Annotated in this window: 17 protein-coding genes; 9 read left to right on the top strand and 8 right to left on the bottom strand. The window is 61.0% G+C overall.

The genetic code is table 11. From position 1 onward, the window contains the following. Positions 1 to 10: 10 nt before the first annotated feature. From fmt to I9188_RS15715, 3 genes are read left to right on the top strand one after another with little or no spacing between them, the layout of a single operon-like run. Positions 11 to 919, top strand: a complete 909-nt coding sequence (gene fmt, locus I9188_RS15705; protein WP_209506190.1) for a methionyl-tRNA formyltransferase — start codon at positions 11 to 13, stop codon at positions 917 to 919. A gap of 10 nt (positions 920 to 929) precedes the next feature. Next, entirely contained in the window at positions 930 to 1166 is a 237-nt protein-coding gene (locus tag I9188_RS15710; RefSeq protein ID WP_209506192.1) for a hypothetical protein, read from the top strand. A gap of 1 nt (position 1167) precedes the next feature. Beyond that, complete coding sequence (locus I9188_RS15715) at positions 1168 to 1404, top strand: GlsB/YeaQ/YmgE family stress response membrane protein (RefSeq protein ID WP_209506194.1); 237 nt, start codon at positions 1168 to 1170, stop codon at positions 1402 to 1404. A 60-nt stretch (positions 1405 to 1464) separates the two neighbouring features. Here I9188_RS15715 and I9188_RS15720 read toward each other — a convergent pair whose 3' ends face one another. The 7 genes from I9188_RS15720 to I9188_RS15750 form a co-directional block, all read right to left on the bottom strand. Beyond that, a complete protein-coding gene (locus I9188_RS15720) occupies positions 1465 to 2067 on the bottom strand; it encodes an alpha/beta hydrolase (protein ID WP_209506197.1) in 603 nt (200 codons plus the stop codon). Positions 2068 to 2131: 64 nt separating this feature from the next. After that, a complete protein-coding gene (locus I9188_RS15725; RefSeq protein ID WP_209506199.1) occupies positions 2132 to 2755 on the bottom strand; it encodes a trimeric intracellular cation channel family protein in 624 nt (207 codons plus the stop codon). After that, positions 2752 to 3219, bottom strand: coding sequence for a ribonuclease HI (gene rnhA, locus I9188_RS15730; RefSeq protein WP_209506201.1), 468 nt, complete (start codon positions 3217 to 3219; stop codon positions 2752 to 2754). Before rnhA ends, I9188_RS15725 begins: the two co-directional genes overlap by 4 nt. Next, the gene (locus I9188_RS15735) at positions 3212 to 3799 is read right to left on the bottom strand and encodes a class I SAM-dependent methyltransferase (RefSeq protein ID WP_209506203.1); all 588 of its coding nucleotides are present in this window, start codon (positions 3797 to 3799) and stop codon (positions 3212 to 3214) included. The genes rnhA and I9188_RS15735 overlap by 8 nt, the downstream gene beginning before the upstream one ends. Beyond that, the gene (locus I9188_RS15740; protein WP_209506206.1) at positions 3796 to 4248 is read right to left on the bottom strand and encodes a DUF3429 domain-containing protein; all 453 of its coding nucleotides are present in this window, start codon (positions 4246 to 4248) and stop codon (positions 3796 to 3798) included. Before I9188_RS15740 ends, I9188_RS15735 begins: the two co-directional genes overlap by 4 nt. After that, entirely contained in the window at positions 4245 to 5195 is a 951-nt protein-coding gene (ispH, locus tag I9188_RS15745) for a 4-hydroxy-3-methylbut-2-enyl diphosphate reductase (RefSeq protein ID WP_209506209.1), read from the bottom strand. The genes I9188_RS15740 and ispH overlap by 4 nt, the downstream gene beginning before the upstream one ends. A 188-nt stretch (positions 5196 to 5383) precedes the next feature. Next, a complete protein-coding gene (locus tag I9188_RS15750) occupies positions 5384 to 5959 on the bottom strand; it encodes an NYN domain-containing protein (RefSeq protein WP_209506211.1) in 576 nt (191 codons plus the stop codon). A gap of 149 nt (positions 5960 to 6108) precedes the next feature. On the opposite strand from I9188_RS15750, the gene folK reads away from it, so the two are divergent. The 6 genes from folK to I9188_RS15780 all read left to right on the top strand — a co-directional run bounded on the left by folK (position 6109) and on the right by I9188_RS15780 (position 11363). After that, entirely contained in the window at positions 6109 to 6678 is a 570-nt protein-coding gene (gene folK / locus I9188_RS15755; RefSeq protein WP_209506213.1) for a 2-amino-4-hydroxy-6-hydroxymethyldihydropteridine diphosphokinase, read from the top strand. A gap of 94 nt (positions 6679 to 6772) precedes the next feature. Further along, positions 6773 to 7126 (top strand): DNA-directed RNA polymerase subunit omega, encoded by a 354-nt coding sequence (gene rpoZ, locus I9188_RS15760; RefSeq protein WP_209506215.1) that lies wholly within the window; start codon positions 6773 to 6775, stop codon positions 7124 to 7126. A 26-nt stretch (positions 7127 to 7152) separates the two neighbouring features. After that, positions 7153 to 9285, top strand: coding sequence for a bifunctional (p)ppGpp synthetase/guanosine-3',5'-bis(diphosphate) 3'-pyrophosphohydrolase (locus I9188_RS15765; protein ID WP_209506217.1), 2133 nt, complete (start codon positions 7153 to 7155; stop codon positions 9283 to 9285). 16 nt (positions 9286 to 9301) lie between these two features. Further along, positions 9302 to 9994, top strand: coding sequence for a DUF2062 domain-containing protein (locus I9188_RS15770; protein WP_209506219.1), 693 nt, complete (start codon positions 9302 to 9304; stop codon positions 9992 to 9994). Continuing rightward, positions 9994 to 10740, top strand: a complete 747-nt coding sequence (locus I9188_RS15775) for a pyridoxine 5'-phosphate synthase (RefSeq protein WP_209506221.1) — start codon at positions 9994 to 9996, stop codon at positions 10738 to 10740. Before I9188_RS15770 ends, I9188_RS15775 begins: the two co-directional genes overlap by 1 nt. Beyond that, positions 10737 to 11363, top strand: coding sequence for a LysE family translocator (locus I9188_RS15780; protein WP_209506223.1), 627 nt, complete (start codon positions 10737 to 10739; stop codon positions 11361 to 11363). The genes I9188_RS15775 and I9188_RS15780 overlap by 4 nt, the downstream gene beginning before the upstream one ends. 39 nt (positions 11364 to 11402) lie before the next feature. Here the strand turns inward: I9188_RS15780 and I9188_RS15785 are convergent, their stop codons facing one another. Further along, the gene (locus I9188_RS15785) at positions 11403 to 12251 is read right to left on the bottom strand and encodes a polyhydroxybutyrate depolymerase (RefSeq protein WP_209506225.1); all 849 of its coding nucleotides are present in this window, start codon (positions 12249 to 12251) and stop codon (positions 11403 to 11405) included. Positions 12252 to 12289: the final 38 nt, after the last annotated feature.

Raw genomic sequence — 12289 nt, forward strand, 5'->3', positions numbered from 1 at the left:
GGAGCCAACGATGCGCATCATCTTCATGGGAACCCCCGATTTTTCGGTCCCGGTGCTGGACGCACTCGTCAAGGCCGGGCACGACATCGCCGCCGTCTACTGTCAGCCTCCGCGCCCCGCCGGACGCGGCAAGAAAGACCGCCCGACACCGGTTCATGCCCGGGCCGAGGCGCTGGGCCTGCCCGTTCGCCACCCAACCTCTCTGAAATCTGCTGACGAACAAACCGCATTTGCCGCGCTGAACGCCGATATCGCCGTCGTCGTCGCTTATGGCCTGATCCTGCCGCAACCCATTCTGGACGCGCCGCGACACGGCTGCCTGAACATCCACGCCAGCCTGCTGCCGCGCTGGCGCGGTGCCGCCCCGATCCACCGGGCGATTATGTCCGGCGATGCCGAAACCGGGATCTGCATCATGCAGATGGAGGCCGGTTTGGACACCGGCCCGGTCCTGCTGCGACAGGCAACCGCGATTGAAGCTGAAGAAACCACCGCCCACCTGCATGACCGGCTCTCGGCCATGGGGGCCGCGCTGATCGTCGAGGCGCTGGCCAAACTGCCGGACCTGTTGTCCGAGCCTCAGCCCGAGGATGGCGTGACCTATGCCGCCAAGATCGACAAGTCCGAGGCCCGCATCGACTGGACACGCCCGGCGGTCGAGGTCGACAGGCAAATCCGCGGGCTGTCACCCTTTCCCGGCGCATGGACCGAGATGAATGGCGAGCGCATCAAGCTGCTGGCATCGCGGCTGGCAGACGGGCAGGGCGCAGCGGGTGAGGTTCTGAACAACGACCTGCACGTGGCCTGCGGTCAGGGCGCGGTCGAACTGCTGCGCTTGCAACGGGCGGGCAAAGGCGCGCAGGATAGGGAAACCTTCCTGCGGGGCTGGCCCATTCCCACCGGCACCCGCCTGACCTAGGAGAAGCCCGATGTTCATGGTGATGATGGGGACCGTCGTGATTGCCGGGATCGTCGGATATCTGTCCGAACAGACCGGGTTCACTCATAACGGCTATCTTCAGTCGATCATCATCTGCGTGGGCGGGGCGTTCCTGTTCTACTTCATCCGCATCATGTTCGGGATCAGCTTTGGCCCTCCCGGTCTGGATGCGGTGATCTCGTCTGTCGGCGCCCTGATTATCGTGCCGACGCATTGGAGGAAATGACATGCCCGTCGTCGCCCTGATCATCATCGGCGCAGCCGCGGGGTTCCTCGCCACCCGCCTGATGCGGATCGAGGCGGACATTCCAACCACCATGCTGATCGGTGTCATAGGCGCCCTGATCGGAGGGTTCGTTCTGCGGTTTCTGATAACCGTCATGGGCTGGATGTCGGGCTTTGTGGGCGCGGTTCTGGGCGCATTGCTGGTGATCTGGATCTGGCAGACCTACCTGCGCCGTTAGCATATTCCTTGGCTGCGCATTCCGTCCCGCAAACCTTCACTCGACAGATAGCGCAGCAGATCAGCGCTCGTCGCACTCCAGCGCCGAGCCAAGCGCGGGGGCGGCTTTCGTCGTCATATCGAACCGGTTCACCTCGGCGGCGGTCATCCAGTGGATGCTGTCGGCCGGGGCCGCATACAGCGTGTACCAGTAAAACGACTCATCGACGCCAATGTCCCTGAAATAATCCAGATAGCGGTCATGTTCCGGGTCATCCTCGGGCAGCTCCGTGGCCACCAGCCCCGACCCGGCCCAGCTGTGAACGCCGACGCAGGCCCCCGGCTGCAAAACACGGCGATGTCCGGCCAGAAACAGATCGGTGCCGCCGCTGGCAACCAGACCGTCCGAGGGCACGATGGTATCGAACCCGGCCTTGCGCACCTCGCGGCTGAAGATGACATTGGCGTCGTCATCCACTGATCCCTCAATATATTGCAGCACCAGCGTGCGCGCTTCGGGATTTTCGGCGGTGACGTCTTCAAAAGCGGACAGCGTCGTTTCGTCAATCGTACCTGAGGCGATGATCCGGTCACCCTCGGCAACAAAGTGGACAGGCGCATAATATGCGCCGCAGGAGGCCAGCAAAGCCAGTGAGACCGCAATCGATGTAAGTCTGAACGGCATTTGGCCTCCGGGCTGCGCGTTCCAAACAGCTATCAGCCCGCCCCGGTCGCGTCCACCGACAGGTTCAGTTGCGGGGCGGGCGGCTTTTGTAGACGGGCAACTGCCAGCCAAACACCAGCGACCCGGCCCGCAAGGCCCAGCACACAAGGGCGCACAGACCTAGCACAAAGGCGGGCTCCAGCCCCAGCCTGACCGCAAGTACCGCTGTCAACGCCCCCAAAAACGCGCACGAGACGTAAAGTTCGCCTTGTTTCAGGACCAGCGGCACCTCGTTGCAGACCACGTCGCGCATCAGCCCGCCCAGACACCCGGTCGTCACACCCATCAGCACGACGATGATACCGGGCTGATCCAGTGACAGCGCGGCACCGGTTCCGGCGGCAACGGCGACCGACAGCGCGAAACTGTCCAGCCAGACCAGCCAGTTATAGCGGCTTTCCACCAGATGCGCGGTAAAGAACACAAACACCGCCGCCGCGACGGCAATCAGGATGTAATCCGGCTGGCCGACCCAGAAGATCGGGTGCCTGTCCAGCAGCAGGTCGCGCACCGTGCCACCGCCAACTGCGGTCAGGCAGGCCATGAAGGCGAAGCCCACCAGATCCAGCTGTGCCCGGCTGGCCACCAGCGCCCCGGTCAGCGCAAAGATCAGAACCGAGGCATAATCCAGCAGCGTCAGCGCGCTCACGCCGGTGCCTTTTTCGGCTTGAAGGGCGCCATGCCTGCGCGGGCCAGTTCATCGGCCTTTTCGTTTTCGGGATGGCCCGCATGGCCCTTGACCCATTCCCATGTCACATCATGTCGTTCCTGCGCCTCGTCCAGTCGCTGCCACAGATCGACATTCTTGACCGGCTTCTTGTTCGAGGTTTTCCAGCCATTCCGCTTCCAGCCGAATATCCAGCCGGTGACGCCGTTCTTCACATAGGCGCTGTCGGTGACAATGGTGATCTTCGACGGGCGCTCCAGCGTCTCAAGCGCGCTGATGGCAGCCAGCAACTCCATTCGGTTGTTGGTCGTCTCGGCCTCGCCGCCGTTCAGTTCCCGCTCTTTCAATACCCTGTCCCCGTTCTTCGCACGCAGCAGCACGCCCCAGCCTCCGGGGCCGGGATTGCCGGAACAGGCGCCATCTGTATAGGCAAACAACTCAGGCATGGGCGAACACCAGAATAAACCCGTCGTAAGACCCGGCCAGACCCTTGCCCACCCCTTCGACCGTGCGGTCAACCGTGAACCCGGCCTGGGTCAGCGCCTCTCGGATCTCGGCTTCCGAGTAATAGGTGTAATAGCGGTCCAGATCGTCACGATGCTCGCCCGTGCCCAGCTTCATGCCCAGAAACAGCTGGCCTCCGGGCTTCAGGGCCGTGTGGATCGCTTTCAGGTGACGCGTAAAATCCGCTCGCGGCGCGTGCAGTAGGGAAAAACTGGCGTAGACACCGTCATACTCGGCGGTTTCGGTAACATCGTCGAACGTGCCCAGATGCGCGTCCACCCCGTTCTGGCGGGCATGTTCGACAAAGGCGGGGGTGGCATCCAGCGCCCGCACCTTCAGCCCCTGACGCATCAGGAAACCGCTGTCCGATCCGGGGCCTGACCCCAGATCCAGCACATAGCCGCCCGCACCGACCGCATCGGCAAAATCCTGACGGGTCTTGAGCTGTTCGGCTGGCAGAGGAATGGCCAGATATTCGTTTACTCTGTTCGTATAGGCATCAATCGTGCGTTTGTCGCTCACAGGTACACTCCTACGGCTAGGCTGGCCAGAACGACCGCGGTCAGCAGGATACGCAGCTGCATCCACCAGACCGGCGTCAGCCGCCAGTATGAAAACAGGGCGTCCAGCAGCAGCAAGCCGGTGAACCCGTAGATCAGATTGGTGCCCGCAGTGACCGGCCCGCCGCCTGTCATGGCAAAGGCCCACAGCGCAGGCAGGACCGACAGCCCATAACACAGCGCCGCCTTGCTGCCCGAGGTCTTGGTGGCAAACCCCCACAGAACACCGGACATAAAGCTCAGGATGACCGAGCCATAGAACAGCTGCACATAAGGGCCAACAAAGCGCGGGCCAAATGTATGCGAACCCCAGTCGTTCAGATCACCGTTCAGATAGGTCAGCGCGCCCCAGACAAACGGGACCAGTCCCGCCAGCCCCAGATAAAGCGGCGCCTTCGGCACGCCGGTCACGCCGGTTGCCTCAACACGCGCGGCACTTTGAATTCGACGTTTTCAGTTGCGGTCTCGACCGGCTCGACAGTGACATCGTAATGATCGCGGAAGGCGTCGATCACCTCGTTCACCAGCAATTCCGGGGCCGATGCGCCTGCGGTCACCGCAACGCTTTTGATGCCCTGCAAAGCGCGCCAGTCGATCTCGGTCGCACGCTGGACCAGCTGTGCATATTTGCACCCCTCGCGTGATGCGACCTCGACCAGACGGCGGGAGTTTGACGAGTTCGGAGCCCCCACAACCAGCAGCGCATCGGCCTTGGGCGCCACGGCCTTCACGGCCTCCTGCCGGTTGGTGGTGGCATAACAGATGTCTTCCTTATGCGGGCCGACAATGGCCGGGAACCGGTCCTGAAGGGCTGTGATGATGTCCTTGGTATCATCCACCGACAGGGTGGTCTGGGTGACAAAGGCCAGCTTGTCGGGGTCGCGCACCTGCACGGTGGCCACATCCTCGACCGTTTCGACCAGTAGCACATCACCTTTTGGCAGCTGTCCCATCGTACCAACGGTTTCGGGGTGGCCCTTATGGCCGATCATGATCATCTGCAATCCCGCATCCGCATGGCGCTGTGCCTCGACATGAACCTTCGACACCAGCGGACAGGTGGCATCCACATAGATCATCTCACGCTGCGCGGCTTCGGCGGGTACCGATTTCGGCACACCATGGGCGGAAAAGATCACCGGGCGGTCATCGGGGCATTCATGCAGTTCTTCGACAAACACAGCCCCTTTGGCCCGCAACCCGTCGACCACGAATTTGTTATGCACGATCTCGTGGCGCACATAGACCGGCGGCCCCCATTTTTGCAGGGCCATTTCAACGATCTTGATGGCGCGGTCCACACCGGCGCAGAACCCGCGCGGCGCGGCCAGGTAAAGTGTCAGTGGCGGCTTGGTCATTCGGCTGTCTCCTTAGGGCACAGGTAAGTCTTTTCCCGGCCTTGGTCCAGACAGGACATTGTCATTCATCTGACACGAATCGTTGTTAGTCAGAGGATGTTTCAGCACCAATCCTTAGTTAAAGAAGCGCGGCCAGGACTCCGGTCCTGACCGCGCGAATTTTCCCATCAACAGGCAGTGGTGCCGGATCAGCTGCCGCCTGCAACCGCGACGCTGCGATGCTCTGCCGGCATTTCACGCGGCGGGCGACCGATCACGTCGCGCAGATCCTCCAACTCGATGAAGTTGTCGGCCTGACGGCGCAGCTCGTCCGAAATCATCGGCGGTTGGCTGCGGATCGTTGACACGACCGACACGCGAACGCCCTGACGTTGCAGGCTGGCGATCAGCGGGCGGAAATCCCCGTCACCCGAGAACAGCACGATATGATCCACACGCGGTGCCAGTTCCATGGCATCGACCGTCAGCTCGATATCCATGTTCCCTTTGACTTTCCGACGCCCCATGCTGTCGGTGTATTCCTTGGCCGGTTTGGTGACCATGGTGAAGCCGTTGTAATGAAGCCAGTCAACCAATGGGCGGATTGGTGAATACTCGTCGTTTTCAAGCAGCGCTGTATAGTAGAAAGCCCGAAGCAACTTGCCACGGCGCATGAATTCCTGCCGCAGAAGTTTGTAGTCTATGTCGAAACCGAGTGCTTTTGCCGCGGCATAAAGATTCGAGCCGTCGATGAACAGCGCTAGCCGTTCGTCCTTATAAAACATAAATAGGTCCTTCCGGTACAATCCAGACTACGCCGCGTTACGTGAGTGAGTGGGTGTGTGAGTTATAATATGGCGCACTCTGGTGGACTTATAATTAGAACTTTTGTCGGTTATCGCAAGTATGCAATGTGTCGAATATAGGGTAGCATATGTACAATTCTTTGCCAAATGCGGTTGTGGCATTGGGCGCAAATCTCGATCTGAGAGGAAATGGGCCCGCTGTAACGCTACAGCGCGCAATTGACGCACTTTCGCAGCAGGGCGTGGTGATTCGCTCTGTAAGCCGGTTTTTTGCGACACCCTGCTTCCCCGCTGGCGCTGGCCCGGATTACGTGAATGCGGCAGCGCTGATCGAAACCGACAAATCCCCGTCCGAGCTTTTGCGCGCGCTGCACGAGGTTGAAAACCAGTTCGGCCGTGAACGGGTGCAGCGCTGGGGAATGCGGACGCTGGATCTGGATCTTGTGTGCTATGGCGATCAGATTCTGCCCGACCGCGCCCTGTTCGACCGCTGGCTGACCCTGCCGCCCGAGGCGCAACGGCAAGAGGCACCGGATCAGCTGATCCTGCCGCATCCGCGCCTTCAGGACCGCGCTTTTGTGCTTGTGCCGATGGCGGATATTGTGCCCGACTGGCGTCACCCCGTGCTTGATCGCACGGTTTCCCAGATGGTTGCCGACCTGCCCCCGCCCGAGGTTGCGGCGGTTACGCCGCTGTGATCCCTGCAAATGCAGCATTTCCTGCTTGTCAAGGCGCGGAATCGCGCTTAGATAAACCCCTTCCTGACATGGACTCAGAAACGGAGAGCGCCCAATGGCCCGCGTGACGGTAGAAGATTGCGTAGACAAGGTTCCAAACCGGTTCGAACTGGTGATGCTGGCCGCCCATCGGGCGCGCGAGATTTCTGCCGGTGCCGCGATTACCGTTGACCGCGACAACGACAAGAACCCTGTCGTGTCCCTGCGTGAAATCGCCGACGAAACCCAAGGCGCGGACGCCCTGCGCGAACGCCTGATCGAGGCCAACCAGACCCAGATCGAGGTTGATGAGCCGGAAGAAGATCAGATGGCGCTGCTGATGGGTGCCGAGTCGGACAAGCCTGCGATGGACGACATGTCCGAAGAAAAGCTCCTGCGCGCTCTGATGGAGGCTCAAGGGCAGGGGTAAGCTCCAAAGACGAAGGTGCGGACCGGATGATTTCTGCTGACGATCTGATTGCGCTGGTCCGCAACTACAATCCCAAGACGAATGCCGAACGTATCGCGCTGGCCTATGAGTTTGGCCAGAAGATGCACGAAGGGCAATTCCGCCATTCAGGCGAGCCCTACTTTACCCACCCTGTTGCCGTTGCCGCCATCCTGACCGAACAGCGTCTGGATGATGCGACGATCATTACGGCTTTGCTGCATGACACGATCGAAGACACCAAGGCCAATTACGGCAAGGTGTCCGATCTGTTCGGGGATGAGGTCGCCAAGCTGGTCGATGGCGTCACCAAGCTGACCAACCTGCAACTGTCCAGCCGCGAAACCAAACAGGCCGAGAATTTCCGCAAGCTGTTCATGGCCATGTCCAAGGACCTGCGGGTCATTCTGGTCAAGCTGGCCGACCGTCTGCACAACATGCGCACCATCAAGGCGATGCGGCCCGAAAAGCAGGTTCAGAAAGCGCGCGAGACGATGGATATCTACGCGCCGCTTGCGGGCCGCATGGGGATGCAATGGATGCGCGAGGAGCTCGAAGACCTCGCGTTCCGCGTCCTGAACCCCGAAGGCCGCCAGTCGATCATCCGTCGCTTTATCACGCTGCAACGTGAAACCGGCGATGTGATCCACCGCATCACCGGCGACATGCGCCACGAGCTGGAAAAGGCGGGCATCGAAGCCGAAGTCTTTGGCCGCGCCAAGAAACCCTATTCGATCTGGCGCAAGATGCAGGAAAAGGATCAGGGCTTCTCGCGCCTCTCGGATATCTACGGGTTCCGCATCATCACCCAGACGGAAGAAGACTGCTATCGCACGCTCGGGGCCATCCATCAACGCTGGCGCGCGGTGCCGGGGCGGTTCAAGGACTATATCAGCCAGCCGAAATCGAACGGCTACCGTTCAATCCACACCACGGTTTCAGGGCGCGATGGCAAACGGGTCGAGGTTCAGATCCGCACTCGCCAGATGCACGATGTGGCCGAAACCGGCGTTGCGGCGCACTGGTCCTACCGGGACGGGGTGCGCACGGAAAACCCCTTTGCCGTCGATCCGGCCAAATGGATATCCAACCTGACTGAACAGTTTGACAACGAGGATGATCACGAAGACTTCCTCGAAGCCGTCAAGCTCGAGATGTATTCGGACCAGGTCTTCTGCTTCACCCCCAAGGGCGACGTGGTGAAACTGCCGCGGGGCGCGACCCCGATCGATTTCGCCTATGCCATCCACACCCGGATCGGCCATGCCTGCGTGGGGGCCAAGGTCGATGGCATTCGCGTGCCGCTCTGGACGCGGATGAAGAACGGCCAGTCGGTGGATATCATCACCGCTGACGGGCAGACACCGCAGGTCACATGGCTTGAGATCGCCGTCACCGGCAAGGCCCGCACCGCCATCCGCCGCGCCCTGCGCGAGGTGGATCGCGAACGGTTCATCAAGCTGGGCAAGGAACTGGCGCGCTCGGGTTTTGACCATGTGGGGCGCAAAGCCACCGACAAGGCGCTTGATACCGCCGCCAAGCACCTGCGCCTCAAAGACCGGCATGAATTGCTGGCCCGCCTGGGCAGTGCCGAGCTGACTGCCCATGAGGTGGTCGAGGCCGTCTATCCCGAACTGGCCAAGGATGAAGGCGACGCCATCCCGCTGCGGCGTGCCGTGATCGGGCTTGAGCCCGGCCAGAAATTCGACCGCGCGCCCTGCTGCCAGCCGCTGCCGGGCGAAAGGATCGTCGGCATCACCTACCGGGGCAAAGGCGTTGTGGTGCACGCCATCGACTGCGACAAGCTCAGCCAATATGAAAGCGAACCGGAACGCTGGGTCGATCTGCACTGGCATTCGGGTACGCACCCTGCCGTCTATGGGGCGACACTGGATCTGACCATCGGCAATGATGCCGGGGTTCTGGGGCGCATTTGCACATTGATCGGCGAGAAAAAGGCCAATATCTCGAACCTGGAATTTGTGGACCGCAAACCGGATTTTTACCGCCTGCTGATCAATGTCGAACTGCGCGACCTTGAACAGTTGCATTCGCTGATGCTGATGCTTGAGGCTGAAAGCGACGTTGCAGCGGTCGAGCGTTATCGGGACCGGACCAAGACCGCGACTGCGGCTGGCTGAGAAGGGGTGATCACGGGTGGTATTCAAGCGCCGAGACCGACGCTCTCCTGTTCAGGTCGCATCGGAACTCGTCTATCCGCGTGGCGGATGGACCCGCGCCTTCCACTATGTCAAACACCGTGTCCGCCGCCTGCCGGATTCCCCTGACCGGATCGCCCGCGGCATCGGGGCGGGCGTTTTCGCATCCTTCACGCCGTTTTACGGGCTGCACTTTCTGGTCGCGGCAATTGGTGCGCGGCTGATCAAGGGAAATATTCTGGCCGCACTCAGCGGCACGTTCTTCGGCAATCCCCTGACCTATGTCCCGATTGGGGTGATCTGCCTGCAAACCGGGCATTTCCTGCTGGGCACCGAATATGAAGAAGGCGACACGCAGGGGCTGATGGGCAAGTTTGCCGACGCCATCGGCGACCTCAAGAACAACCTTCTTGCCCTGTTCACGGACCGCGTGGCCGACTGGCACGGGCTGGGGCAGTTCTATGATGATGTTTTCTATCCCTACATGATTGGCGGCATCATCCCCGGTATCGTGGCGGGCATTATCTGCTACTACCTCAGCCTGCCGCTGATCCTGACCTACCAGCTGCGCCGCCGCGCCAAGATCAAGGCAAAGTTTGAAGAAATCAAACGTCTGGCCGGAGAAACAACTGCCGGTCCCGCGCCAAGATCGCTAAGGTCGGGGCGAAAATCTGCAAAAGGAACCAAATGATGTCCGAAAGCCGTCTGCGTCTGGGTGTGAATATCGATCATGTCGCCACCGTGCGCAACGCGCGCGGCGGGGCCTATCCTGACCCGTTGCGCGCTGCCAAGCTGGCAGAAGAGGCTGGCGCCGACGGCATCACCGCGCATCTGCGCGAAGACCGCCGCCATATCTCGGACGCCGATATTGACGGGCTGATGGAGGTTCTGTCAGTGCCTCTGAACTTTGAAATGGCCGCCACCGAAGAGATGCAGAAAATCGCCCTGCGTCACAAGCCGCACGCTGTCTGTATCGTTCCCGAAAAGCGCGAGGAACGCACCACCGAAGGCGGGCTCGAAGTCGCGCGCGAGGAAAACAAGCTGGCCCATTTCATCGCCCCCCTGCGCGAGGCCGGGTGCCGCGTGTCGATCTTCATCGCCGCGGATCAGCGTCAGATCGAGGCCGCGCACCGCATCGGCGCCGAGGTGATCGAACTGCACACCGGCGCCTATTGCGATGCCCATGCAGAAGGCCGCATGGACGCCGCCGCGCGCGAGCTTGAATCGCTGCGCCAGATGTCCACCTTTGCCCATTCGCTGGGGCTCGAGGTTCATGCAGGCCATGGCCTGACCTATAACTCCGTAAAGCCGGTTGCCGCCTTCCCTGAGGTCATGGAACTGAACATCGGGCATTTCCTGATTGGCGAGGCAATCTTTCTGGGTCTCACCCCCGCCATTCGGGAAATGCGCCGCCTGATGGACGAGGCGCGCGCGTGATCACCCCCGGCTTTATCGCCATCTGGTTCGCCTGGCTGATGGCCGGGGGCTCGCCGGGCCCGGCCACGATGGGCATTGCCGGAACCGCCATGAACGAAGGCCGCACCGCCGGGCTGGCCTTTGCCCTTGGCATCTGCGCCGGATCGGCCGCTTGGGGCATTGCCGCGGCGCTGGGCCTGTCGGCGGTCATGCTGGCCAATGTCTGGCTGTTCGAAGTGATCCGCTATGTCGGCGTGGCCTATCTGGGCTGGCTGGCGCTGAAGGCCCTGAAACGCGCGATGACCTCGGATGATGAGGTCGCCCTGGGCAAACCGGTCACTGGCACGCTGCCCACGATCTTTGCCAAAGGTGCCGCCATCCACCTGACCAACCCCAAAGCAATCCTCAGCTGGGGGTCGATCTATGCCATCATCGCGCCAAGCGATGCCAGCCTGCCGATGCTGCTGGGCTATTTCGCCATGCTGTACGCGGGATCACTGATGATCTTTATCGGCTATGCGTTCCTGTTCTCATCCGCCCGCATGGTCCGCACCTACCGCCGTGCCCGCCGCTGGTTCGATTTCGCCTTTGCCGGGTTCTTTGGCGTGGCGAGTTACAAGATCCTGACGGTGCGGTTGTTGTAAAGCAGGCGAAATTGATTTCGGCAAAAGCCGGTGGAAGCGCTAGGGCGCGTTCGAGATTTCCAAAAACCATTCCGCCACGGCATTTGCCCAACCGGGTTGCCTGCCGTGGCCATGTGGCCCCAGCGCTAGGGTGACAGAGCCGTCCTGACACTCGGTCCACTTCTTTCGCCAGGATGCGCCCTCTGTTGAAACGCTGTTCGCCATCTGCCCGCATCCATTGGTTCTGGTCAGAATTTCAATGGATTTCAAAACGCTACCCTGTTCGAAATCATAGTCCCCAAAGGTCACAAAACGTCCCTCCAGCGGGACGGTCCGGTCTGCAAAGCCGTGCGAATGATGCATGTGAACCGGGCCGCTGCACCGTCGCCACATCGGCTCCCAAAAAGCCCCTGATGCCGAGGCATAGGCGAAGGCAAAGGAATGATCCATGCAGGCCTTGTCCCAAACCAGTGATCCGCCGCGTGAATACCCCGCCAGCAAAATGCGGTCGGCGTTCAGGTCGAAACGGGCAATGGCATCTTCCTTGATCTGCTCCAGCGCGGCTAGATCATCCCGCGGCCAGCGATAGCCATCATGCACTCCCCAATCCAGCGCCTTGGGATTGCCAATGTCGACCTGACCGTTCGGCGCGATAAAGGCGATGCCGCGGTCGGTAAAGGCCGCCGCGAGGCCGGAAATTTTCACAGCTGAATTCGCCGTTGCCCCATAGCCATGCAGATAGATAACAGCTGGCGGCGTGGGCGCGGCATCGGGCAGAACCACCCGATAGGACAACTCTCCAACCTGACAGGGGGTTTCCTCGGTTCCGCAATCCTGTGCAGAAGCGGGTAAAACGGAGCTTATAACAATGCCAGCCACCGCAATCGCCATGAACAGAATTTTTGACATTGCGTCCCCCGCACCAACGTAAAAATTGAACATTCCGG

It is taken from the genome of Ruegeria sp. HKCCSA071 (genome assembly GCF_017872555.1).
GTDB lineage: Bacteria > Pseudomonadota > Alphaproteobacteria > Rhodobacterales > Rhodobacteraceae > Ruegeria.